Consider the following 23,866-nt stretch of genomic DNA (forward strand, 5'->3'; position numbering starts at 1 on the left):
AAGCTGTGGGCATTCAGCCACCGGCAATCCGTCCACAGGTTGTCCAGTGGATACCACCAAGAAAAGCGGGCGTCATGCACAGGTTTTAAAGCGGGTTTTAACCAATAAAAACAAGTAGTTAATGATGCTTTCCCCGACTTTTGGCCGGCCTTGCTACTACAACTGGCTTTAATACAAACTCTCTAGTCATTAAGAGAACAACAGGACCGATCATGCAGTTTGAAATCACCCGGGATGACCTGCTCAAGCCGCTACAATCCATCATCGGGGTGGTCGAGCGTCGGCAGACCCTGCCGGTACTGGCCAATGTCCTGTTGGAGAAGACCGATGAGCGCCTGGCACTCACCGCCACGGATCTTGAGGTCGAGCTGCGCGCCGAGATCGATCTTGCCGGTGGACAACCCGGCCGGCTGACTGTCCCGGCGCGCAAATTGATGGACATCGTCCGCAACCTTCCCGAAGACGCGCGCGTCAATCTCGCCATGGAGCAGGAGCGGGTGCTGGTGACCGCGGGGCGGAGCCGGTTCACGCTGGCGCCCCTGCCGGCAGAAGATTTCCCGGTGACCGATGCGATCGAAGCGGCTCAGACCGTGGCGCTGCCCCAGTCGGATCTGCGTTGGATTGTCGAGAAGACCCATTTTGCAATGGCACTGCAGGATGTGCGCTATTACCTCAACGGTCTGTTGTTCGAGATGGCGCCTCAGAAGCTGCGGGCCGTAGCCACCGACGGGCACCGGCTGGCATTGGCGGCTCTCTCGCCGGATCTTCAGATCGACACACCAACCCAGGTCATCATCCCCCGCAAAGGGGTGCAGGAGATGCTGCGGCTTCTGGCGGAGAGTGATGACACCGTCTCGGTGACCCTGGGCAGTAGCCATGTCCAGGTGGTTTTGCCGGATATCCGATTTACCTCCAAGCTCATCGACGGACGGTTTCCGGATTACCAGCGGGTCATCCCGGACGAGGACGGCCCGCATGCGGTGGTGGATCGCGAGACTTTGCGCAAGGCGCTGGTGCGTGCCTCGATCCTGTCCAACGAAAAGTATCGGGGCGTGCGCTTTGGTTTTGAAGCCGAGCAGATGCGCATACAAAGCAACAATCCCGAACAGGAAGAGGCGGTGGAAGAGATACCCGCCACGTTCAGCGGCGAGGCCATGGAGGTTGGCTTCAATGCCAGTTATGTCCTCGACGCACTGGCGGCGATCGACGATGCGACCGTCCATATCCATGTCCGGGATGCCAACAGCAGTGCATTGATCATCGGCGAATCCCAGCGTGACGCCCGCTACGTTGTGATGCCCATGCGGCTTTAGTGCATGACGCAACCGGCGGACGCCGATGGCCTGGAGCGGTTGGGCTGGACAGGTTTTCGGGGCCTGGCCCCGGGATCGATTGACCCCGACCCCGGCCTGAATCTCATCCATGGCGACAATGCGGCGGGCAAGACCAGCCTGGTCGAGGCGATCTATTTTCTTGCCCGGGCGCGGAGTTTCATCACCCACCGGACGGCCCGAGTGATCGCCAACGGTCAGGATGCCGCGGTCGTCAACGGCCGGATCCGGGCGCAGGGACAGGCGTATCGCCTGGGCGTTGGGCATCAACAAGGCGAGACCCGGGTCCGACTGAATGGTGCCGATACCCGGGCGTTGTCGGAGTCCGCCTGGTTGCTGCCCATTCAAGTGGTGAATACCGAGGTCCAGCGGCTTCTGACCGACAGCCCGGACGGGCGTCGGGCCTTTCTGAACTGGGGTGTGTTCCACGTGAAACCGGGGTATCGTGCGGACTGGCGCCGATACCGGCGCGCCCTGCAGCAACGCAACGCGGCGTTAAAAACCGGTCACCGCCAGCTCTCGGCAACCTGGGAACCGGAGATGGCCGAGGCCGGCAAGCGGGTGGACGATCAGCGCCGGGCGTTTCTCGCCAAGCTTGAGCCGGTTTGCCAGAAACTCTGGCAGCAGTGGCTACCCGACCGATCCATCGAATGGCGGCTGCGATCCGGATGGCCCGACGGCAGCGGCCTGGATGAAATACTCGATACCCATCGCGATCGGGAGCTGGCCCAGGGCCACGGGCTTTACGGGCCCCACCGGGCGGATCTACGGGTGCTGGCGGACGGGGTCGACGCCACCGCCCAGCTCAGTCGGGGACAGCAAAAGCTGTTGGTGACGGCCATGCGCCTGGCGTTGACGGAATTATGGGGCGAGCAGCGCGCAGGGCGTCCCGTGCTTTTGCTCGACGATCTGCCGGCCGAGCTGGATGCGGGACACCGTCGGGCGTTGCTGGATTATCTTTTGTGCACCCCGGCCCAGTGCTTTGTCACAGCGATTGATGCCACCCAGCTGCCCCTTGAGGCGCACGGGCAATGGTTCCACGTGGAACACGGTCGTGTGACAGCGGTTTAAAGCCTTTCGACGTACCCCCCTACAGATCGGGTATAATCAGGGGGTTGTGTAAAAAGGGCCTTCGATGAGTACGCAGACCGAATACGATTCCTCGCAGATTAAGGTGCTCCGCGGTTTGGACGCGGTGCGAAAACGCCCGGGCATGTACATCGGCGATACCGACGATGGCACAGGGCTCCATCACATGGTCTTTGAGGTCGTGGATAACGCCGTGGACGAGGCCCTTGGTGGGTACTGTTCGCAGATTGACGTGGTCCTCCACGGCGATGCGTCGGTGACGGTTTCGGATAACGGCCGGGGTATCCCGGTGGATCTCCACCCCGAGGAGGGTCGGTCCGCCGCCGAAGTCATCATGACCGTGCTGCATGCCGGGGGTAAGTTTGACAACAGTTCATACAAGGTCTCCGGCGGGTTGCACGGCGTGGGCGTGTCGGTGGTCAACGCCCTGTCCGATCGTCTGCGGCTTGTCATCAACAAAAACGGCAAAGTCCACACCCAGGAATATGCCGCCGGAGAGGCGGTGGAACCGCTGAAAGTCGCCGGTGAGACCGACAGTTCGGGCACCCGAATCACTTTTCATCCAAGCCCGGCGATCTTCACCAACATCGAATTCAACTACGATATCCTGGCCAAACGTTTTCGTGAGCTGTCGTTCCTCAACCCGGGGGTGCGCATTGCCCTGAAAGACGAGCGCAGCGACAAGGAAGACGTCTTTGAGTACGCGGGCGGCATCCGGGCCTTTGTCGAGCATCTCAACAAGAATAAAACCCCGCTGCATCCGGCGGTTTTCTACCTGAGCACCCAGCGCGAGGACATTGTCGTCGAGGTGGCGCTGCAGTGGAGCGACTCCTACCAGGAAGCCATCTTCTGCTTTACCAACAACATCCCGCAGAAAGACGGGGGTAGCCATCTCTCGGGTTTCCGGGCGGCCCTTACCCGGACGCTCAACCAGTACATGGAAGCCGAGGGCTACGCCAAAAAGCTCAAGGTCACCCCCAGCGGCGAGGATATCCGCGAGGGCTTGACCGCGGTGGTGTCAGTGAAGGTGCCGGATCCGAAGTTCTCTTCGCAGACCAAGGAAAAACTGGTCTCCTCCGAGGTGAAAGGCGTGGTCGAGTCCACGCTGGCCGAGGGGCTGCATGGGTTTTTGTATGAAAACCCCAACGATGCCAAGGCCATCGTCGAGAAGGTCGTGGATGCCTCCCGGGCCCGCGAGGCCGCCCGCAAAGCGCGGGAGATGACCCGCCGCAAGGGGGCGCTGGATGTGGCGGGCTTGCCCGGCAAGCTGGCCGATTGTCAGGAAAAGGACCCCAGCCAGTCCGAGCTTTATCTTGTTGAGGGCGACTCCGCCGGTGGCTCTGCCAAACAGGGCCGCGATCGACGCACTCAGGCGATCCTGCCCCTTAAAGGCAAGATCCTGAATGTCGAGAAGGCGCGGTTCGACAAAATGCTCTCCTCGGCCGAGGTGGGGACATTGATCACCGCACTGGGCTGCGGGATCGGGCGCGAAGAATTTGACGCGGACAAGCTGCGCTACCACCGCATCATCATTATGACCGACGCGGATGTGGATGGATCACATATCCGCACGCTGCTGCTGACCTTTTTCTACCGTCAGATGGCCGAGCTGGTCGAGCGTGGCCACGTCTATATCGCCCAACCGCCGCTCTACAAGGTCCGGCGGGGCAAACAGGAGCACTACGTCAAGGACGAGCGCGAGCTCACCAACTACCTGCTGCAGCTCTCGCTCTCCGGCGCGAGCCTGCTGCCGGCCGCGGACACTCCGGTCGTCGGGCCCGAAGCCCTGGAAGCGCTCATCCGTCAGTATCTCGATACCATGGAGTTGATCGACCATCTGGGCCGTCGCACCGACCCGGTCATCCTTCGGGCCATGGTGGATCTGCGGCCTATCAGCGAGGATCAGTTAAGCGATGGCGAGGCCGTGCGCGGCTGGTTCGAGTCGCTGGGCGAGATGATCAACGTGGGCCTGCCCACCGGCACCGAGTATCGGGTCAAGGTGCAGACCGGCCCGGATGGCGGCTTCCAGGAGGCGGTCATTACCAAGCGCATGCATGGCATCCTCTATCCGTTTACCTTCCCGACCGGATTCTTCCTGGCCAAGGAATACGAGACCATCCGGGGTCTTGCCGCCGCCCTTCAGGGGCTGATCGGTGAAGGCGGCGAGATACGCCGCGGCGAGCGCTCTCAGCCGGTGGCGAGCTTCCGGGATGCGGTGGACTGGCTCATGGAAGAAGGCAAGCGGGGCCTTTCGGTGCAACGCTACAAGGGCCTGGGCGAGATGAACCCGGATCAGCTCTGGGAGACCACCATGGATCCGGAAACCCGGCGCCTGTTGCAGGTGCGCATCGAGGATATCGTCGGTGCCGATGACATCTTCACCACCCTGATGGGCGATCAGGTCGAGCCGCGGCGCGACTTCATCGAGAAAAACGCGTTACAAGTCAGTAACCTGGACGTTTAATGGGGTCATCCGCCGGCGGCCTGGCCGCCGCTGATTGTCGCCATCCGTGACTCGATCCACGCCTCTGCCAGGCCATTAACCTCGGCCGGGGTGCGTCCGGTGGTATCGATGGGCGCGCCGATTTCGACCCGAATGACGCCAGGGATCATGCGCAGGCCGCGTCGGGGCCAGTGCTCGCCGGCATTATGGGCCACTGGCACCACCTGAGCACCGGCACGGCAGGCCAGCAGCGCGCCACCTTGCTGGTACCGGCCCCGCTCACCGGGTGGCACTCGGGTGCCCTCGGGAAAGACCACCACCCAACGCCCCCGGGCAAGCTTCTGCCGGCCCTGGTCGATGACCTGGCGCAGCGCTTCGCGGCCAGCGGCCCGATCGATCGCGATGGGATCGAGCCGCGCCAGGCCCCAGCCGAAGAGCGGGATGCGCAAAAGCTCGCGCTTTAGCACCCAGCTCTGCGGATAAAACCATGGCAACAGATTGAGGGTTTCCCAGGCGCTTTGATGCTTGGCAAGGACAACGGCCGGCTTGGCGGGCCGGTTTTCAAGGCCATTGACCTCGATGCGAATGCCGCCGATCACCCGCACCATCCAGGCCACAATGCTGCACCAACGGGTGATCCACCAATAGCGCCAACGCAGTGGCAGACCAAAGCTGGGCAGACTGACCATCGTCCAGATCAAAACGGTCACCACAAGGCCCAGATGAAAGAGCAGGCCTCGGATGAGGCTGCCCGGGTGGCCACCGGTGGGTGGCGCCGGGCGGCTCACGGCGCCACTCCGTGGGTGGTGGGCAGTCGGCGGAGGATGGCCGGGACCGCCGCGGCAAGATCGGGATAGACCGGCGTGGCCGGGCCCAGTTCATCCGCCAGAGCGGCGCCGTTGCCGGTTTTCACCAGCCATCCCTCCACCCCCGATCGCTCGGCGGCGATCAGATCGCGCCGGCTGTCACCGATCATCAACGCCCGCTCGGGCGCGCAGTCGAACTGCTCGAGCGCCTGCTGCAAAAGCCCCGGGCGGGGTTTTCGGCAGCGGCAATCGGCCGCCGGTGCGTGGGGGCAGACGAAAACACCATCCAGATGACCGCCTACCGCGGCCAGCGCCTGATGCATTAGTTCATGGATGGCCTGCAGGGTTGCCGGGGCCAGCATGCCCCGGCCCACCGCCGACTGGTTGCTGCAAACCGCCACCGTCAACCCCGCGGCATTCAATGCGGCAATGGCCTCGAGGCTCCCGTCGATGGGTCGCCACTGCGCCGCGGACAGGATGTAGTCGGGCGAGTCATGATTGATGACCCCATCGCGGTCCAGCAGGACACATCCTCTCGCCACGCGCTAGCCCGGCTCCGGCAGGGCGGAGACATCGGCGATGGCAAGGAAAAGCGACTGCAGGGCCCCCAACAGCGCGAGCCGGTTATGGCGCACCGAATCGTCATCGGCCATCACCATGACATCGTCAAAAAACCGGTCCACCGGCGCTCGCAATTCGGCCAGGCGGGCGAGGGCCTCGGTGTAGGCGCTGCGCTCGATAAGATCCTGCACCGGCGCGGTGTGGCTTTGCACCGCCTCGTGCAGATCGCGCTCGGCGGGTTCGCGCAGCAACGCCGGATCCACCGGGGCATCGCCGGTGTCCCCGGCCTTGCGCAGGATGTTGCGGATGCGTTTGTTGGCCGCCGCCAGGCTGCCGGCGGCGGACAGGCCGGTAAAGGCCCTGCACGCTTCGAGCCGGCGCTGGAAGTCAAGCGGCTCGATGTCCGTCGGCGCCAGGGCACTGCGCACCGCCTCGAAGAGCTCGGGGGCGTAGTCCGCCTCGAGCGCCATGGCCCGCATGCGGTCCAGACAAAAGCCCACCACTTCGTCGACATGGTCCTCGGCATCGAGCGTTTCGGGTTGCCAGGCCGCGGCCTCGCGCAGAAGCCCGGCCAGATTGATGGCGTGCTGGCCCTCAATGAGGGTGCGGATCAATCCCACCGCGGCCCGTCGCAGGGCGAACGGGTCTTTGGCCCCGGTGGGGGCTTTGCCGATGGCAAAAATGCCCATCAGCGTATCCGCCCGCTCGGCGACGGCAAGCAGCTGGCCCAGTGGTGAGCCGGCGATGGCGTCGCCGGAAAACCGGGGCCGGTAGATCTCGTCCAGGGCGTCCGCCACCCGAGGGGATTCGTTTTGCTCGCGGGCATAATAGCGGCCCATCACCCCCTGGAGCTCGGGAAACTCGCCGACCATTTCGGTGAGCAGATCGGCCCGGGATAATGTGGCGGCATGGGCGGCCGTGTCGGGATCGGTGTCGAAGCGCTCGGCGTAGGCCCGGGCGATGCCCGCGACACGGCGGGATTTGTCCGCGAGGCTGCCCAGCGACTTTTGAAAGATCACCTGCTCCAGGCCATCGAGCCGGTCCGAGAGGGGTTTTTTTCGATCCAGATCCCAGAAAAACGCCGCATCGGCGAGCCGCGGGCGGATCACCCGCTCGTTACCGGCAATGACCCGCGCCGGGTCGCGGCTTTCGATATTGGCAATCGTGATGAACCGGGCGAGCAGCTGTCCGTCGACATCGCGGACCGGAAAATACCGCTGGTGGCCCTGCATGCTCGAGATCAGCGCCTCGGGCGGCACCCGCAGGAAGGTCTCATCAAAGCTCCCGGAAAGCACCACGGGCCATTCCACCAGTGCGGTGACCTCGTCGAGCAGGTCATCGTCTAACACCGCCCGGCCGCCAAGCCGCTCGCCTTCGCCCCGCACCGCCTCACGGATCTGTTCGCGTCGCTCGTGGCGATCGACCACCACATGGGCGCGGTAGAGGGCCTGCTCGTAGTCATCGGCCCGGGCGATGGTCACCGGATCCGGGTGGTGGAAGCGATGCCCCCGGCTCTGTCGGTCGCTGGCAACCCCGAAGATCTCCATGGGCACCACGGCGTCATCCATCAGCGCCACCACCCAGTGGACCGGCCGGACAAATTCGGTGGACTGATCCCCCCAGCGCATGCGTTTGGGGATGGGCAGGGCATCGAGGGCGCGCTGGATGATCGCCGGCAGCAGATCCGCCGTTGCCTGGCCGGTGTCCACCCCGCGATAGACCAGCCATGCACCCTCGTTGGTTTCGAGCCGCTCAAGCGCCTCGACGCTCACCTGGTTGGACCGGGCAAAACCCTCGGCCGCCCTGGTTGGGTTGTTGTGCTCGTCAAAGGCGACGGCCACGGCCGGGCCGCGTCGCTCGAACGCCCGGTCCGGCTGGGTGACGGCGACCTCTTCGATGTGCACGGCAAGCCGCCGGGGGGCCCCCAACGCGCGTACCCGGCCGTGGCGGATGCCGGCCTGATCAAGTCCTTCGACAATGCCACTGGCCAGGGCATCACTGAGGCGGTCCAGCGCCCCGGGGGGAAGCTCTTCGGTGCCCAGTTCAAAAAGCAGCGATGCAGCGGTTTGGCTCATGCCACACTCCGGTCGGCGGCGGCATCACCACTGCATAGCGGAAAGCCCAGCGCCTCGCGGGCCGCGTAGTAGGCCTGCGCCGTTGCCCGGGCCATGGCGCGGACGCGCAGGATATAGCCCTGGCGCTCGGTCACCGAGATGGCATGGCGGGCATCGAGCAGGTTGAAGGTGTGCGAGGCCTTCATCGTCATCTCATAGGCCGGCAGCGGCAGCCCGGCCTCGACGAGCCGCAGGGCCTCGCGCTCGCAGGTGTCGAAACCCTCGAACAGACTGGCCACATCCGCCTCTTCAAAGTTGTACCGGGACTGCTCTTGTTCGTTTTGCAAAAAGACATCGCCATAGGTCACCCGACCCTGGGGCCCGTCGGTCCAGACCAGGTCATAGACGCTCTCTACTTCCTGGAGGTACATGGCAATGCGCTCGAGCCCGTAGGTGATCTCGCCCATCACCGGATGGCAGTCGAGCCCCCCGGCCTGCTGGAAGTAGGTGAACTGGGTGATCTCCATGCCATTCAGCCAGACCTCCCAGCCCAGACCCCAGGCGCCCAGCGTGGGGGACTCCCAGTTGTCCTCGACAAAGCGGATGTCGTGGGTGAGCGGGTCGATCCCCAGCGCCTCCAGCGACCCCAGGTACTGCTCCTGGATATCCTTGGGCGAGGGTTTGAGCACCACCTGGAACTGGTAGTAATGCTGCAACCGGTTGGGGTTTTCGCCATAGCGGCCGTCGGTGGGCCGCCTTGAGGGCTGCACATAGGCCGCATGCCAGGGCTCGGGCCCGATCGAGCGGAGGAAGGTCGCCGGGTGGAATGTGCCGGCACCCACCTCCATGTCGAGCGGCTGCATGACAACACAGCCGCGCTGCGCCCAGTATTGCTGCAGGGCAAGGATTAGATCCTGAAAGGTCATTGATTCTCCGGCCGATTAGCGGTGATGGCGCGAGTATAGCCCGCGTCCTCCGGCCCTGTCAGGCGGTCGAGGGGTGGTGGCTTGCACCAAAATGGTTCGGCCGGGGTCCAAAAAGCACCAGCATGGTGCGATCGCCCGATGGTAGCGTGGATGCGCTGATGCGAATGGCCCGTTTTGGTGCGCCGGCTGCCATCTGGCACGGATTCTGCTTACCCTGCGGGGGCATTACGCATTCGATACGACATGACTGGAGGCCGAACAATGGCAAAGACCGCCGATGACGTTCTCAATATGATCAAAGAAAACGAGGTCCGGTTCGTGGATCTTCGTTTCACCGATCCCAAGGGCAAGCAGCAGCACGTCACGCTGCCCGCCCATGCCGTCGACGCCGATTTCTTCAGCGAAGGCAAGATGTTCGATGGCTCTTCGATCGAGGGGTGGAAGGGCATCAACGAGTCCGACATGATCCTGATGCCCGATGCGGATACCGCCGTGCTGGATCCGTTCTTTGATGATGCAACGCTGATCCTCCTTTGCAACATCATCGAGCCCAACACCATGCAGGGCTACGGCCGCGATCCGCGCTCCATCGCCGAGCGTGCCGAGGCCTATCTGCAGTCCACCGGTATTGGCGACGTGGCCTACTTTGGCCCCGAGAACGAGTTCTTCGTCTTTGACGATGTCCGTTGGGGCACCGACATGAGCGGTTCGTTCTACAAGATCGACTCCGAAGAGGCGGACTGGAACACCGAAAAGGTCTACCCGGACGGCAACATGGGCCACCGCCCCGGTGTCAAGGGCGGCTACTTTCCGGTACCGCCGGTGGATAGCCTCCATGACATGCGGTCGGCCATGCTCGAGGTGCTCACCGACATGGGCATGGACACCGAGGTGCACCACCACGAGGTGGCCACCGCGGGCCAGTGCGAGATCGGTGTGGGCTTCAACACCCTGGTGAAAAAGGCCGACGAGGTGCAGACCCTGAAGTACGTCGTCCACAACGTCGCCTCGGCCTATGGCAAGACCGCAACGTTCATGCCAAAGCCCGTGGTGGGCGATAACGGCAGCGGCATGCATGTCCATCAGTCCATCGGCAAGACTGGCGAGATGCTGTTTGCCGGCGATCAGTACGGTGGCCTCTCCGAGACGGCGCTCTACTACATTGGCGGCATCATCAAGCACGCCCGGGCGATCAACGCCTTTGCCAACGCCTCGACCAACTCGTACAAGCGGCTGGTCCCGGGCTTTGAGGCGCCGGTGCTGTTGGCTTACTCGGCCCGTAACCGCTCGGCGTCGGTGCGTATCCCCTGGGTCGCCAATCCCAAGGCGCGGCGTGTCGAGATCCGCTTCCCGGACAGCACCGCCAATCCGTACCTGTGCTTTGCCGCGATGTTGATGGCCGGCCTGGATGGCATCCAGAACAAGATCCACCCGGGTGATGCCATGGACAAGGATCTCTACGACCTGCCGCCCGAGGAAGAGGCCGAGATCGACAAGGTCGCCTTCTCGCTCGAAGAGGCGCTGGACGCCCTGGATAGCGATCGCGAGTTCCTCAAGGTCGGCGGTGTGTTCACCGACGATGCCATCGATGGTTACATCGAGCTCAAGCGTGAGGAAGTCCAGCAGCTGCGGATGACCACCCACCCGGTGGAGTTCGACCTCTACTACAGCGTTTGATGGCCGGCATCCCCCGGATGCCTTCCCGGACCCCCGCCTCGGCGGGGGTTTTTATTGGGTGTCGAACGGCCCGAAACCCCTGGCAGGCCGCGGTCGGCGGGTGCCGGTGATGCCATGCACCAAAAAAGTGCATAACACCCATCCGTGGCCTACACTGAATGCCGCCAACCCGCCCCCGGCGTCGCCGGCGCGGGGATGGCCTGTTTCTTGCTATCTCTCGGTGCCATGGTGAAACACACTGCAGATCAATATGCCGGCGAGATCCTCGAGCACCTGACCCGGGCAGTGGTCCGGGTGGATGCGCAGCAACGGATCATGGGCATGAACCCGGCGGCCGAGACGCTTTTTCACTCAAGCCGTCGCCAGGCGGATGGTGAGCCATTGTTGCGCATGGTGCCGGGGCTGGCGGTGATCGAGTCGGCCATCGAGCAGGGGCTTGCCGATGGATCGAGCTTTACCGAGCGGGAGATCCGCGTGGATCTGGCCAACGGCCGCAGCGCCACGGTGGACTGCGCCATTACACCCATGCCCGATGGCACCCTGTTGCTTGAGTTCGAGCAGATCGACCGGCACCTGCGCATCTCGCGCGAAAACCGCCTGATTGCCCAGAACCAGGCCATCCGCGAGCTGATCCGGGGGCTCGCCCACGAGATCAAAAACCCACTGGGCGGCCTGCGCGGCGCTGCCCAGTTGCTGGAATCCGAGCTCGATGACGACGAGAAAAAGGAATACACGGGCATCATCATCAGCGAAGCGGACCGTCTGCGAACCCTGGTCAACGGCCTGCTGGGGCCGGATTCGCGGATCGAAAAACAGACCACCAACCTCCATGAGATCGTCGAGCGGGTGCGGCATCTGGCCAGCGCCGAAGCCCCCGCCGGCGTGGCGATCGTGCGCGACTACGACCCCAGTATCCCCATGCTGCCGGCGGCGGCGGATCAGCTCATCCAGGCGTTGCTCAATCTGGTGCGCAACGCCCTGCAGGCGGTGGGTGATGCCGGTCGTATCACCTTGCAGACCCGCACCCAGCGGCGCTTCACCATCGGCGATCAACAGCACCGGCTGGTCGCCCGCATCGACATCATAGACAACGGACCCGGCATCGAGCCGGCGCTCCAGGATCAGATTTTCTACCCCATGGTGACTGGCCGGGCCGAAGGCAGTGGCATCGGCCTGCCCATCGCCCAGAACCTGGTGAATCAGCACGGCGGCCTGATCGAATGCAGCAGCGAACCCGGCTGCACGGTGTTCACGGTCTGGCTGCCCCTGGAGGAAAGTGATGAGTGAAATGACCACCGTGTGGATTGTCGACGACGACCGCTCGATCCGCTGGGTGTTGAAAAAGGCCCTCGAGCGGGACGGGCTGGCGGCGGTGGATTTCGAGACCGGCGAGGAGGCCCTGGCCGCCCTCGAGCGCGGGACACCGGATGTTCTGATCACCGATATACGCATGCCACGGCTGGATGGACTCAGCCTCATGCAACGCTTTCATGCCGCTGCCAACGAGTTGCCGGTGATCGTCATGACCGCCCACTCCGACCTGGATGCCGCGGTGTCCGCCTATGAGGGCGGGGCCTTTGAGTATCTGCCCAAACCCTTTGATGTCGAAGAGGCGGTGGAGCTGGTCCAGCGGGCGGCGGCGGCGGCGCGCAGCAGTGCCGCCCCCGATGCGGCGCGGGAAGAGCTGCCCGAGATCATCGGCGAGGCACCGGCGATGCAGGAGGTATTCCGGGCCATCGGCCGACTGTCGCGGTCCAACATTACGGTGCTCATCAATGGCGAATCCGGCACCGGCAAGGAGCTGGTGGCCGGAGCCCTTCATCGCCACAGCCCGCGGGCTGGCAAGCCGTTCATTGCACTGAACATGGCTGCCATTCCCCGGGATTTGATGGAATCCGAGCTCTTCGGTCACGAGAAGGGGGCGTTCACCGGCGCCCACCAAGTCCGCCGCGGACGGTTCGAGCAGGCCGACGGGGGGACGCTTTTTCTCGATGAGATCGGCGATATGCCGGCCGAACTGCAGACCCGGTTGTTGCGGGTCCTTGCCGATGGCGAGTTTTATCGTGTCGGCGCCCATACTCCGATGCGGGTGGATGTTCGCATCATCGCCGCCACCCATCAGAACCTCGAAGCGCTGGTCGAAGAGGGGCGCTTTCGGGAAGACCTTTTCCACCGGCTCAATGTCATCCGCATCCATTGCCCGGCGCTGCGCGAACGGCAGGCCGATATCCCGGCACTGGCCGAACATTTCCTGCGCAAGGCGGCGGCCGAGCTCAACGTCGAGCCCAAGCAGCTCACGCCGGCGGTGGAGAGCCGCTTCCAGGCGCTGGCCTGGCCCGGCAATGTTCGCGAGCTCGAAAACACCTGCCGGTGGCTGACCGTAATGGCGAGCGGCCGTGAGGTCCATCCCGAGGACCTGCCGCCTGAGCTGATCAACACCGAATCCCAGACCACCAGCGAGGTGGATTGGGAAACGGCACTGGCACGCTGGGCCGATCGACAGGCGGCCACCGCCGGCGAGGGGTCGCTGGCCGAGGCGCAGTCGCGGCTCGAGCGGGTCTTGATTGAAACGGCACTCAAACGGACCGGCGGTCGCCGCCAGGACGCCGCACGGCTTCTCGGCTGGGGGCGGAATACCCTGACGCGCAAGATCCGGGATCTGCAGATGCAGGTATGATGGCGGCATGCCATTGCATGTCGTTTTGCACCGCCCCGAGATTCCGCCCAACACCGGCAACGTCATCCGGCTGTGTGCCAATACCGGGGCGCGACTGCACTTGATCCGGCCGTTGGGGTTTGTGCCGGACGACCGTCGCATGCGGCGGGCCGGACTCGACTACCATGAACTCGCCCGGATGCAGATCCACGACGATCTGCAGGCCTTTGAACAGGCGATCCGACCGGCCCGGTTGTGGGCCATGACAACCCGCGGTACCACGCGCTTTGACGCCCCCACCTTTGCCGGTGACGATGCGCTGGTATTTGGCAGCGAAACCCGCGGGCTCCCCGATGCGGTGCTCGCCACGATACCGCCGGCGCGTCGCCTGCGGCTGCCCATGCGCCCGGGCAACCGCAGCCTCAATCTATCCAACAGTGTCGCCGTGGCGGTCTACGAGGCCTGGCGACAGGCCGGTTTCAGCGGCGCGGTCTGAGGGGATTATTCCCGGCGCGGGGGGCGCTGGAGCAGGGCCCGGGTGGCTTCGGCCGGGTCAAGATCGCCCGCCACCACCGCCTTGACCGCCGCGCAGATGGGCATCTCGACATCATGGGCGGCGGCGAGCTGCATGACCCGGGTGGCGGTATCGGTGCCTTCGACCACCTGCCCGATGGTCCCGGTGGCACGGGCCATTGGCTCGCCCCGGCCCAGCGCCAGTCCCAGGCGGCGGTTGCGTGACTGATCATCGGTGCAGGTGAGGATCAGATCCCCCATCCCCGCCAGGCCGGTGAGCGTCTCGTCCCGCGCCCCGATCCGGGCACCCAGGCGCCGTGTCTCGGCCAGTCCCCGGGTGATGAGCCCGGCCCGGGCATTGGCGCCAAACCCCATGCCATCGGCGATCCCGGTGGCGATGGCAAGCACATTCTTGACCGCCCCGCCCAGTTCGACACCAATGACATCATCGCTGGTGTAGACCCGGAAGCGTTCGTCACGGAAGGCCTCGGCCAGGTGCTCGCCGGTGGCGGCATCGTGACTGGCCAGCGCCACGGCGGTGGGCAGCCCGGCGGCCACTTCGCCGGCAAAGCTCGGCCCCGAGAGCACCCCGAGCGGATGGCCCGGCAGCAATCGCTCGGCGGTGACATGCAGCAGCTGCCCGGTTTCATCCAGTCCTTTGGTCGCCCAGATCACCGGGCAGTGCGGCGGCAGCTCATCGGCCAGGCGCTGGAGGGTACCGGCGAAGGCCGCGCTGGGGACCACCACCAGCACGGCATCGGTGTCGGCCAGTGATGCGCCCAGCGACGCGTGGGGGTGGATGTTCGGCGGCAGCGGGATGTCGCTTAGATAATCGGGATTGTGGCGTTGCCTGGCCATGGCCTGCATCGCCGCCGGACGGTGACCCCACAAGGCGACCTCGTGGTGGTTGCGGGCCAGCACCAGCGCAAGCGCCGTCCCCCACGAGCCGGCGCCCAGAACCGAGAGCCGCCGGGCGTCAGGCCTGGCTTGCGTCACCGTCCGATGACTCCTCGCCACCTTCGGTGGCGGCCTGTGCGGCGCGCTGGCGACGGCGGGCATAGAGGGCATCGAAGTTGACCGGTGCCAGGGTCATGGGCGGGAAACCGGCCTTGGCCGTCAAATCGGTGATCGCCTCGCGGGCGTAGGGGAAAAGCACGCCGGGGCAGTAGGCGCCGAGGAGCTGCTCAGTGGCCGCCTGTTCAAAGCCGGCAATACTGAAAACCCCCGCCTGGTGGGCCTCGCAGAGATAGGCTGTTTTATCCTCGACGTTGGCGGTGACCGTCACGGTGACCACGACCTCGTAGAGGTTATCGCCCACCGATTCGTTCCGGGTGTTGAGCTCGACCTTGGCTTCGGGCTTCCAGGCCTGGGTGAATACATCCGGTGTGCCCGGCGTCTCGAGCGAGCAGTCTTTGAGATAGAGTTTCTGGATGGCGAATTGCTGGGCATTGTCTGCCTGGCTGCCGGCGGCGGTGCTACTGCCATTGGTCTCGGGGTTTTCGGCCATTGTGACTCCTCGATGGGCTTGGGGTGGCGACTTAGCGCTTGCCCTCGGTGGGGAAGCTCTCTTCGCGCCAGGCGGTCAGCCCGCCGCGAAGCTGGAAGACATCGGGCCAGCCCTGCGATTTGAGTGTCTGGACCGCCCGCAGGGTGCGCTGGCCGTTGTCGCAGTAGACAATCAGCGTTTTGTCCTTAAACCGCGCCAGGCGGTCGCCGCGCTTGTCCAGGTGTTCCATCGGGATGTTGACCGCCCCGGGCAGGTGGCTGGCCTGAAAGGCGTTTTCATTGCGCACGTCAATGAAAACCGCCTTATCCTGATTGTACAGGCGGGTGGCATCGCCGGGGGTCAGGGCGTCGCGCCGGCGCCGGTAGCTGAGCACCTCGTTGGCGATGATCGCTACCAGGACGGCCGCCAGCGCGGCGACCAGCAACGGATGGTTTGTGCTGAATTCGATGACTCTGTCCATGACCCGGCGCTGTTAGCATTGGTTGAAAACGCCGGAGTATACCAGTCGAGATGACCCGCTGATGACGCGAATACTGATCCTTTTGCTGCTGGCATTCGCCACGCCGGTGCTGGCCCAGGATGATGCCCGCGAGCTGGCGGCCCGCGAGGCGCGGCTCGAGGCGTTGCAGTCGCGGATCGGCGAGCTGGGTGAGGCCCTGGCCAGCAAGCGCGAGCGCGCCGGCGGCCTGGAGGCCGAGCTGGCGCGGTTTGAGCAGCGCATCGGCGAGCAGCGGCGGGCGCTCAGCCGGCTCGATGCCAGTCTTGCCCGTCAGGCCGAGCGGATCGCGGATCTGCGCCAGCGGCTTGAGCAGACCGAGCAACAGGCGGCGGGCCATCGTCAGATCCTCATCGAGAGCATTCGTGCCATGCACCGCCAGGGCGGCGCGACCCCGCTGCGGTTGCTGCTCGGCGAAAGCGACCCGGCCCGGCTGCAACGATTGATGGCGTATCAGCGCCGGCTGGGCGAGGTCCGGGGTGAGCGCCTCGAGGCCGCCCGCGCGGTGATCAGTCGTTTGTCCGAGCGGCGCAAGGCATTGCAAGTGGCGCTCGAGGCTCAGCGTGCCGACCGCGACCGGCGTGCCGCCGCGCTGGCCGAGCTCCAGCGCACCCTGGGCGAGCGCGAGGCGCTGCTGGCGTCGCTGCGCGGCGAGATCGAATCGGATGATGCGGCCCTCGCCGCCGCCCGGGACGAGGCGGCGTCACTGCGATCGCTGATCGAGTCGTTGCGTGACGAACTCCCGGCCGCGGGCCCCATAACCGGCGAGAAGCGCGGGCTCGATCGCGGCCGATTGGACTGGCCGGTGGAGGGGCCGCTGCTGGCCCGCTTTGGCAGCGAACGGGTCGAGGGGCTTAACTGGACCGGGCTTCTCATCGGCGGCGAGGCCGGCGCTGCCGTGCATCCGGTGGCGCCGGGGCAGGTGGTATTCGCCGACTGGTTGCGTGGTGTGGGGCTGCTGCTCATCATTGATCATGGCGAGGGCTATCTAAGTCTCTACGGACGCAACCAGGCCCTTTATTTTGATGTCGGAGACTGGGTGGATACCAACGATGTCATTGCCACGGTGGGACGCAGCGGCGGTCGGCCCGAGACCGCGCTCTATTTTGAACTGCGGGCCGGCGGAGAACCGGTGGACCCGCTCGCCTGGTTGCCCGCCACCGGCAATCGCGGATAGGAAGACCAACAATGGCTGAACGCGCCGCTCTCTGCCGTCTGACCCGTGGGCTCTGTCTTGCCCTGATGCTGGGCCTGGCCCCGTCGGTGCCGGCCCAGACCGACTCGGCGTCGGATGAGACCTTGCCGCTGGAGCGGTTGCGCACCTTTACCGAGGTCTACGAGCGCATCCAGCGGGATTATGTCGAGGATGTGGACCCCGAGACCCTGATCGACAATGCCATTCAGGGCATGCTGCAGGGGCTGGATCCGCATTCCACCTACCTGGATCGCAGCGACTACCAGCAGCTGCAGGAGGGCACCCGGGGCGAGTTTGGTGGCCTGGGCATCGAGGTGGGCATGGAGGATGGCTTTGTCGAGGTCATCGCCCCCATCGACGGCACACCAGCCGATGCGGCGGGGATCCGGCCGGGCGATCTGATCATTCGCATCGATGGCCAATCGGTCAAGGGGCTCGATCTGCAGGAAGCGGTGGAGCGCATGCGTGGCGAGCCGGGCACCGAAATCGTCCTCGGTATCCTGCGTGACGGCGCCGAGGCCCCCATCGAGGTCACCATCGAACGGGCGATCATCCGGGTGGAGAGCGTCCGAGCCCGGCTGCTCGAGCCCGGCTTCGGCTATCTGCGCATCAGTCAGTTCCAGTCGCGTACCGGCGATGATGTGCTCGACGCCGTCGAAGGGCTGGTGGCCGATGCCGGCCCGGATGGATTGAGCGGGTTGGTGCTGGATCTGCGCAACAACCCGGGTGGCGTGCTGGATGCCGCCGTCGAGGTGGCGGACGCCTTTCTGGCGAGCGGGGTCATCGTGACCACCGATGGCCGGGCCGAGCGGGCCGCGAGCCGGTTTGTCGCCACCCCCAATGATGCGCTCGGCGGTGTGCCGCTGGTGGTGCTCGTCAACGCCGGTTCGGCCTCGGCGGCCGAAATCGTGGCCGGCGCGCTGCAGGATCACCGACGCGGCGTGGTCATGGGTGAGCCGACCTTTGGCAAAGGGTCGGTCCAGACCATTCTGCCGCTTCGGGATGGCAATGCGGTCAAGCTCACCACGGCGCGTTACTTCACCCCCGAGGGTCGCTCCATCCAGGCCGAGGGCATTACCCCGGATGTGCGCATCGCCAACCTCGAAGTCACCGCCGGGGCGGTGTCCGACCGGCTACGCGAGTCGGATCTGCCCCGCCATTTGCGGGGTGATGCGGCGCCCGCCGCAGAACAGACCGGCGACCGGCCGGCGCTGGCCGAGCGGGACTACGCCCTGGCCGAGGCGCTCAATCTGCTAAAGGGTCTGACCATTCTGGGTGCGGACTAGTCGCCGCTCGCCGCTCAGTCCCGCGGCCAGGCGATGTACCACATCAACGCCCCGAGGCCGCCCAGCACCCAGCTGACCGCCGGGGCATCCCCCAGCATGGCGGGGCTGCGACCATCCAGGGCGGCCACCACGAACGCCGAGAGCACCAGGGTGGCGCCGACGCCGGTGGCGAAGCCGCGCCGGCCATTGCGCTGCAGCTCGGCGCGCAGTGACGCCAGCGCTTTTTGCTGCTCGCGCCGTTCGGTGTTGGCCTGTTCGAGCTCTGACAGGGCGCCGTCCAGGCGCCGGGGCAGCGTCGGCAGGGTCTCTGCCATATGGGGCAGTTCCCGACGCAGGTTCTCCGCCAGCGCCCGGGCCCCCAGGCGGTCTTTCATCCAGTGTTCGAGATAGGGCTTCCCGGTACTCCAAAGATCCAGCTCGGGGTAGAGCTGGCGGCCCAGCCCCTCGATGGCCAGCAGGGTTTTTTGCAGCAACACCAGCTGGGGCTGGATTTCCATGTTGAAGCGCCGCCCGGTCTGGAACAGCCGCATTAAAAGCGCCCCCAGCGAGATCTCGCCCAGCGGCCGCTCGAAAATGGGTTCGCAAACGGTGCGCATGGCCGCCTCGAACTCATCGACCCGGGTCTCGGGCGGCACCCAGCCGGATTCGACATGCAGCTCGGCGACACGGCGATAGTCGCGGTTGAAAAAGGCAATGAAGTTATCCGCCAGATAGCGGTGATCGACGGGGCTCAGCGACCCCATGATGCCAAAGTCCACCGCCACATACCGGGGGTCGGCCGGGTTGCTAACGTCCACGAAGATATTGCCCGGATGCATGTCGGCGTGAAAGAAGCTGTCCCGGAAGACCTGGGTGAAGAAAATCTCGGTGCCCCGCTCTGCCAGGGCTTTCATGTCCACACCGGCATCCTTCAGGCCCTGGATATCGCTGATCTGCAGGCCATGGATGCGCTCCATGACCATCACCCGCTGCCGGGTTCCAGGCCAGTAGACCTCGGGGACATAGAGCAGGTTGGAGTCGGCGAAGTTGCGCTTGAGCTGCGAGGCGTTGGCCGCCTCGCGCATGAGATCGAGCTCGTCGTTGAGGGTGTTGTCGAACTCGCGGACTACCTCCACCGGGCGCAGCCGATAGCCCTCGCGCCAGTAGCGCTGGGCGAGCCGGGCGAAGAGATACATCACCTGCAGGTCCCGGCCGATGGCCTGTTCGATGTTGGGACGCAGCACCTTGACGATGACATCGCGGCCGTCGTGCAGGCGGGCAGCGTGCACCTGGGCGATCGAGGCCGAGGCCAGGGCTTGTTCATCCAGATGGGCGAACCAGCCGTCGACGGGCTGTTGATACTCGGCCTCGACGATCGCCCGTGCCTGCTCGCCCGGAAACGGCGGGACCTGATCCTGGAGCCGCGCCAGCTCGGCGGCGATATCCGCCGGCAGTAGATCGCGCCGGGTCGAGAGGATCTGGCCAAACTTCACGAATATGGGCCCGAGATCCTCCAGCGCCAGCCGGATGCGCTCGGCCCGGGGTCGCTGTTGGCGACGGAACCAGGCCCAGGGCATAAAGATGCGGAGAAAGCGAAATGGCCGAAACCACCGGGTGGCGAAGAGGATTTCATCCAGGCCATGCCGGAGCAGGACCAGATTGATCTGCATCAGCCGAAGCCACAGCCGGGGTCGCGTCATTGGGCGGTCCTTTGTTTTTCGAGACGCCGCAGACGGGCCTCCAGGCGGTCGACATCTTCGCGGATGTTGTCGACATCGTCGCAGAAGTTGCGGGCTTCGACGGCGGTCGGCAGCAGTTGTCGCTCTTCGGTGGCCAGTTCGGCGGCATTCTGCAGCAAGGTGGTGGCACTGCGCCGGCTCCATCGGGCGCCGGCCCGGGCGTTGTCGAGCAGGCTGGCGGCGGTGGCGGTCCCCACCCACCGGGCCAGTTGGGCCTCCAGGTCCACATCCAGCTCGGCAAACAGGGTGCGCACCTCCTGGATGGTGCCGATGTCACCGCGAAAGGCCACATCCCGGCTGCGCTGGCCCCGCGAGAGGACCAGGCCGGTGAGCCCCGCCAGGCTGGTCTCGAGCCGGGCCTGGCAATCGCTCATGTCGGTTTCGTCACGGATCAGGGCGAGCCCCTCCTCGGCAAAGCTCACCCGCAGGCTGACCGCCGGGTCGGTGAGTCGCAGCCCCAGGTCCTTGCCGGCGAGGCGTTGCAGTCGACCGGCACTGGCCGGGTCCAGATGCAGGGTCCGGTTGATGGCCTGTTCGATGAATGCCAGCGGCAGCAATTCAGTAGACATGGCCATGGTGCAGGGCGACAAGCCCACCGCTTAGATTGATGTAATCGCAGTCTTCGAAACCCGCCTCGATCATCATCTCGTAGAGCGTGTCCTGGTCGGGGTGCATGCGGATGGATTCGGCCAGGTAGCGATAGCTCTCGGCATCATTGGCCACCAGTCGGCCCATCCGGGGCAGGACCTGGAAGGAGTAGAGATCGTAGATCGGCTTCAGGGCTTTGAGATAGAGCGTGGAGAACTCCAGTATCACCACCTGTCCACCCGGCCGCAGGGTGCGCTGCATCGCCGCCAGGGCCCGGGGGATGTGGGTGACATTGCGCAGGCCAAAGGCGATGGTGATGCGATCGAAACTGCGATCCGGAAACGGCAGTGCCTCGGCGTTGGCGATGACATAATCGAGATTGCCCACCAGCCCCTGGTCGAGCAGCCGGTCCCGCCCCTCGTTGAGCATGTCGGCGTTGATATCCGAGACGATCACCCGGCCGGTTTCACCCACCTGTCGCGCCAGTCCGGCGCTGAGATCGCCGGTGCCGGCGGCGAGATCGAGCACCTGCTGGCCCGGGCGGGCCGCCACCTGATTGAGGGCCTGGTGCTTCCACAGCCGGTGCAGGCCGGCGGACATCAGGTCGTTCATCACGTCGTAGCGTCCGGCCACCGAGCTGAACACCTCGCCCACCCGCCGGGATTTTTCGGCGGCGGGGATGCGCTCGAAGCCAAAATGCGCCTCATCGGCCGACGATTGCGTGTTCATTGCGGTGGCTCCTCATCTCGCTGGTAGCCGGCATCGGCAAGGGCATCCAGATAATCCTGCCAATACTGCGCCTGGTTGGCGCCCAGGTCATAGAGCAGCTCCCACGAGTACAGCCCCGTGTTATGGCCATCATCAAAGTTGATGCGCAGCGCATACTGGCCCACGGGTTCGATGCCGGTGATGCCAACCCCTTCTTTGCCCACCTGCAGCACCGCCTGGCCCGGGCCATGGCCCCGGACCTCGGCAGACGGCGAGTAGACCCGCAGGTACTCGGCGCCCAGTTCGAAGCGCTCTTCGCCATCGAAGGCAATCTCCAGGGTCCGCGAGCGCCGATGCAGGCGAATATCGGTGGGGACCTGACCTTTGTACTGGCGCGCCGGGCGTTTCATGACAGCTCCTAGAGGATGTAACGGCTCAGATCGTCGTTCTCGGTGAGATCCGACAGCCGGCTTGTCACGTAGTCGGCGTCGATGCGGATCTCGCCACCGGCATGATCCGGTGCGGTATGGGAGATCTCTTCGAGTAGCCGCTCGAGGATGGTATGCAGCCGGCGGGCACCGATGTTCTCGGTCCGCTCATTGACCTCCCAGGCCATACCGGCGATGCGCTCGATGCCATCGGCGGTGAACGACAGGGTCACCCCCTCAGTCTGCAGCAGCGCCTGGTACTGACGCACCAGCGAGGCATCGGGCTCGGTGAGGATGCGCACGAAGTCCTCGACGGCCAGTGCGTTGAGTTCGACGCGGATGGGCAGCCGGCCCTGGAGCTCGGGGATGAGATCCGAGGGCTTGGATAGATGAAACGCCCCCGAGGCAATGAAAAGGATATGGTCGGTGTTGACCATCCCGTGCCGGGTCGAGACGGTGGTCCCCTCAACCAGCGGCAGCAGATCCCGCTGGACCCCCTCGCGGGAGATATCCCCGCCGCTGCCCTGCTCGGCCCGCTTGGCCACCTTGTCGATTTCATCGACGAAAACGATGCCACTCTGCTCGACCGCTTCGATGGCCTGTTGCTTGATTTCTTCTTCGTTGACGAGCTTGGCGGCCTCTTCGTCGCGCAGCACCCGCCAGGCCTCACTGATGCGCATGCGCTGACGCTCGCTGCGCTGTCCGCCCAGGTTCTGGAACATGCCCTGCAGCTGGCTGGCGAGCTGCTCCATGCCCGGCGGTGTCATGAACTCCATGCCCGGCTGCTGGCCGCGGACCTCGATTTCGATTTCTTTGTCGTCGAGCTCGCCCTCGCGAAGCTTTTTGCGCATCTTCTGCCGGGTGCTCTCGACGCTGCTGTCGACCTCGCCGTCCCGAGCCTGGGGCAGCAGGACGTCGAGGATCCGGTCTTCGGCGGCGTCTTCGGCACGGCTCGCCTGGCGGGCCATGGCCTGCTCACGGATCATTTTCAGGGCGTTGTCGGTCAGGTCGCGGATCACCGATTCCACGTCCCGGCCGACATAGCCGACTTCGGTAAACTTGGTGGCCTCGATCTTGATGAACGGCGCATTGGCAAGCCGCGCCAGCCGGCGGGCGATTTCGGTTTTGCCCACCCCGGTGGGGCCGATCATGAGGATGTTCTTGGGCGTGATCTCGCCACGCAGCGGCGGCTCGACCTGCTGGCGTCGCCAGCGGTTGCGCAGGGCATTGGCGACGGCGCGCTTGGCTTCGGCCTGGCCAACAATGTGCTTGTCCAGCTCCTGGACGATTTCGCGCGGCGTCATTTCGCTCATTCCGCTCCCCCTTCGCCAAGGGTCTCGATGGTGAGGTGATGGTTGGTGTAGATGCAGATATCGGCGGCGATCCCCAGCGACTTCTCGACAATCGCCTCGGCGCTCAGTTCGGTTTCGGCGCACAGGGCCTGGGCGGCGGCCTGGGCATAGCCCGAGCCCGAGCCGATGGCCATGAGCTCGCGTTCGGGTTCGACCACATCGCCGTTGCCCGAGAGCATCAGCAGGGTTTCGGCATTGGCCACCATCAACAGGGCTTCAAGGCGACGCAACGCGCGGTCCGAGCGCCAGTCCTTGGCCATTTCGACGGCCGCCCGGGTGAGCTGGCCGTTGTGGCGCTCGAGCTGGCCTTCGAAGCGCTCGAACAGGGTGAAGGCATCGGCGGTCCCGCCGGCAAAGCCGGCCAGCACCCGATCATGGAACAGGCGGCGGACCTTGCGGGCATTGCCCTTCATGACCGTATCGCCCAGGGTCACCTGTCCGTCACCCCCCAGCGCCACCTGACCGCCGCGGCGGACGGCGAGAATCGTTGTGCCATCAAACTGCTGCAATGGTTGTCTCCGCGCGTTGTGCG

The 23,866-nt window shown here is 65.1% G+C and carries 22 protein-coding genes; 9 read left to right on the plus strand and 13 right to left on the minus strand.

The window, feature by feature from the left end:
• The first annotated feature begins 212 nt into the window (after positions 1-212).
• The 3 genes from dnaN to gyrB all read left to right on the plus strand — a co-directional run bounded on the left by dnaN (position 213) and on the right by gyrB (position 4,884).
• On the plus strand, positions 213-1,313 hold the full coding sequence (gene dnaN / locus V6X73_RS07215) for a DNA polymerase III subunit beta (protein WP_367959171.1): 1,101 nt from the start codon (positions 213-215) through the stop codon (positions 1,311-1,313).
• Between the two features lie 3 nt (positions 1,314-1,316).
• Positions 1,317-2,402, plus strand: a complete 1,086-nt coding sequence (gene recF / locus V6X73_RS07220) for a DNA replication/repair protein RecF (RefSeq protein ID WP_367959169.1) — start codon at positions 1,317-1,319, stop codon at positions 2,400-2,402.
• Between the two features lie 64 nt (positions 2,403-2,466).
• Positions 2,467-4,884 carry a DNA topoisomerase (ATP-hydrolyzing) subunit B gene (gene gyrB, locus V6X73_RS07225; RefSeq protein ID WP_367991087.1) on the plus strand — a complete coding sequence of 806 codons (2,418 nt, stop codon included), beginning with the start codon at positions 2,467-2,469 and terminating at the stop codon, positions 4,882-4,884.
• A 5-nt stretch (positions 4,885-4,889) separates the two neighbouring features.
• Here the strand turns inward: gyrB and V6X73_RS07230 are convergent, their stop codons facing one another.
• Genes V6X73_RS07230 through glyQ form a run of 4 tightly spaced genes read right to left on the minus strand, consistent with a single transcriptional unit; the run spans position 4,890 to position 9,210 of the window.
• Positions 4,890-5,651 (minus strand): lysophospholipid acyltransferase family protein, encoded by a 762-nt coding sequence (locus V6X73_RS07230; protein ID WP_367959166.1) that lies wholly within the window; start codon positions 5,649-5,651, stop codon positions 4,890-4,892.
• Positions 5,648-6,211: a D-glycero-beta-D-manno-heptose 1,7-bisphosphate 7-phosphatase gene (gmhB, locus tag V6X73_RS07235; protein ID WP_367959164.1), complete on the minus strand. Its 564-nt coding sequence runs from the start codon at positions 6,209-6,211 to the stop codon at positions 5,648-5,650. Before gmhB ends, V6X73_RS07230 begins: the two co-directional genes overlap by 4 nt.
• Before the next feature lie 3 nt (positions 6,212-6,214).
• The gene (gene glyS, locus V6X73_RS07240; protein ID WP_367959163.1) at positions 6,215-8,305 is read right to left on the minus strand and encodes a glycine--tRNA ligase subunit beta; all 2,091 of its coding nucleotides are present in this window, start codon (positions 8,303-8,305) and stop codon (positions 6,215-6,217) included.
• Entirely contained in the window at positions 8,302-9,210 is a 909-nt protein-coding gene (glyQ, locus tag V6X73_RS07245) for a glycine--tRNA ligase subunit alpha (protein WP_367959162.1), read from the minus strand. Before glyQ ends, glyS begins: the two co-directional genes overlap by 4 nt.
• Positions 9,211-9,471: 261 nt before the next feature.
• Here glyQ and glnA point away from each other — a divergent pair, with 261 nt between their 5' ends.
• From glnA to V6X73_RS07265, 4 genes are all read left to right on the plus strand, one after another.
• Positions 9,472-10,887, plus strand: coding sequence for a glutamate--ammonia ligase (gene glnA / locus V6X73_RS07250; protein ID WP_367959161.1), 1,416 nt, complete (start codon positions 9,472-9,474; stop codon positions 10,885-10,887).
• A gap of 225 nt (positions 10,888-11,112) precedes the next feature.
• On the plus strand, positions 11,113-12,174 hold the full coding sequence (gene glnL, locus V6X73_RS07255; protein ID WP_407826433.1) for a nitrogen regulation protein NR(II): 1,062 nt from the start codon (positions 11,113-11,115) through the stop codon (positions 12,172-12,174).
• Entirely contained in the window at positions 12,167-13,564 is a 1,398-nt protein-coding gene (gene ntrC, locus V6X73_RS07260) for a nitrogen regulation protein NR(I) (protein ID WP_367959159.1), read from the plus strand. The genes glnL and ntrC overlap by 8 nt, the downstream gene beginning before the upstream one ends.
• Positions 13,565-13,571: 7 nt before the next feature.
• Positions 13,572-14,039, plus strand: coding sequence for a tRNA (cytidine(34)-2'-O)-methyltransferase (locus V6X73_RS07265; RefSeq protein ID WP_367959158.1), 468 nt, complete (start codon positions 13,572-13,574; stop codon positions 14,037-14,039).
• Between the two features lie 5 nt (positions 14,040-14,044).
• Here the strand turns inward: V6X73_RS07265 and V6X73_RS07270 are convergent, their stop codons facing one another.
• From V6X73_RS07270 to V6X73_RS07280, 3 genes are read right to left on the minus strand one after another with little or no spacing between them, the layout of a single operon-like run.
• Positions 14,045-15,052, minus strand: a complete 1,008-nt coding sequence (locus tag V6X73_RS07270) for an NAD(P)H-dependent glycerol-3-phosphate dehydrogenase (RefSeq protein ID WP_367959156.1) — start codon at positions 15,050-15,052, stop codon at positions 14,045-14,047.
• The gene (gene secB / locus V6X73_RS07275) at positions 15,033-15,563 is read right to left on the minus strand and encodes a protein-export chaperone SecB (RefSeq protein ID WP_367959155.1); all 531 of its coding nucleotides are present in this window, start codon (positions 15,561-15,563) and stop codon (positions 15,033-15,035) included. Before secB ends, V6X73_RS07270 begins: the two co-directional genes overlap by 20 nt.
• A gap of 31 nt (positions 15,564-15,594) precedes the next feature.
• Positions 15,595-16,023 (minus strand): rhodanese-like domain-containing protein, encoded by a 429-nt coding sequence (locus tag V6X73_RS07280; protein ID WP_367959154.1) that lies wholly within the window; start codon positions 16,021-16,023, stop codon positions 15,595-15,597.
• Positions 16,024-16,084: 61 nt separating this feature from the next.
• Here V6X73_RS07280 and V6X73_RS07285 point away from each other — a divergent pair, with 61 nt between their 5' ends.
• A complete protein-coding gene (locus V6X73_RS07285; RefSeq protein ID WP_367959153.1) occupies positions 16,085-17,236 on the plus strand; it encodes a murein hydrolase activator EnvC family protein in 1,152 nt (383 codons plus the stop codon).
• A gap of 11 nt (positions 17,237-17,247) precedes the next feature.
• On the plus strand, positions 17,248-18,540 hold the full coding sequence (locus tag V6X73_RS07290) for a S41 family peptidase (RefSeq protein WP_367959152.1): 1,293 nt from the start codon (positions 17,248-17,250) through the stop codon (positions 18,538-18,540).
• Between the two features lie 14 nt (positions 18,541-18,554).
• Here the strand turns inward: V6X73_RS07290 and ubiB are convergent, their stop codons facing one another.
• From ubiB to hslV, 6 genes are read right to left on the minus strand one after another with little or no spacing between them, the layout of a single operon-like run.
• Positions 18,555-20,219: a ubiquinone biosynthesis regulatory protein kinase UbiB gene (gene ubiB, locus V6X73_RS07295; RefSeq protein WP_367959151.1), complete on the minus strand. Its 1,665-nt coding sequence runs from the start codon at positions 20,217-20,219 to the stop codon at positions 18,555-18,557.
• Positions 20,216-20,827, minus strand: coding sequence for a ubiquinone biosynthesis accessory factor UbiJ (locus tag V6X73_RS07300; RefSeq protein WP_367959150.1), 612 nt, complete (start codon positions 20,825-20,827; stop codon positions 20,216-20,218). The genes ubiB and V6X73_RS07300 overlap by 4 nt, the downstream gene beginning before the upstream one ends.
• Positions 20,817-21,575, minus strand: coding sequence for a bifunctional demethylmenaquinone methyltransferase/2-methoxy-6-polyprenyl-1,4-benzoquinol methylase UbiE (gene ubiE / locus V6X73_RS07305; RefSeq protein WP_367959149.1), 759 nt, complete (start codon positions 21,573-21,575; stop codon positions 20,817-20,819). The genes V6X73_RS07300 and ubiE overlap by 11 nt, the downstream gene beginning before the upstream one ends.
• On the minus strand, positions 21,572-21,964 hold the full coding sequence (locus V6X73_RS07310) for a gamma-butyrobetaine hydroxylase-like domain-containing protein (protein WP_367959148.1): 393 nt from the start codon (positions 21,962-21,964) through the stop codon (positions 21,572-21,574). Before V6X73_RS07310 ends, ubiE begins: the two co-directional genes overlap by 4 nt.
• An 8-nt stretch (positions 21,965-21,972) precedes the next feature.
• Positions 21,973-23,295 carry an ATP-dependent protease ATPase subunit HslU gene (gene hslU, locus V6X73_RS07315; RefSeq protein ID WP_367959146.1) on the minus strand — a complete coding sequence of 441 codons (1,323 nt, stop codon included), beginning with the start codon at positions 23,293-23,295 and terminating at the stop codon, positions 21,973-21,975.
• Entirely contained in the window at positions 23,292-23,843 is a 552-nt protein-coding gene (hslV, locus tag V6X73_RS07320; protein WP_367959145.1) for an ATP-dependent protease subunit HslV, read from the minus strand. The genes hslU and hslV overlap by 4 nt, the downstream gene beginning before the upstream one ends.
• Positions 23,844-23,866: the final 23 nt, after the last annotated feature.

Origin of the sequence: Spiribacter pallidus (assembly GCF_040838495.1) — a bacterium.
In the GTDB taxonomy this organism is placed as follows: domain Bacteria; phylum Pseudomonadota; class Gammaproteobacteria; order Nitrococcales; family Nitrococcaceae; genus Spiribacter; species Spiribacter pallidus.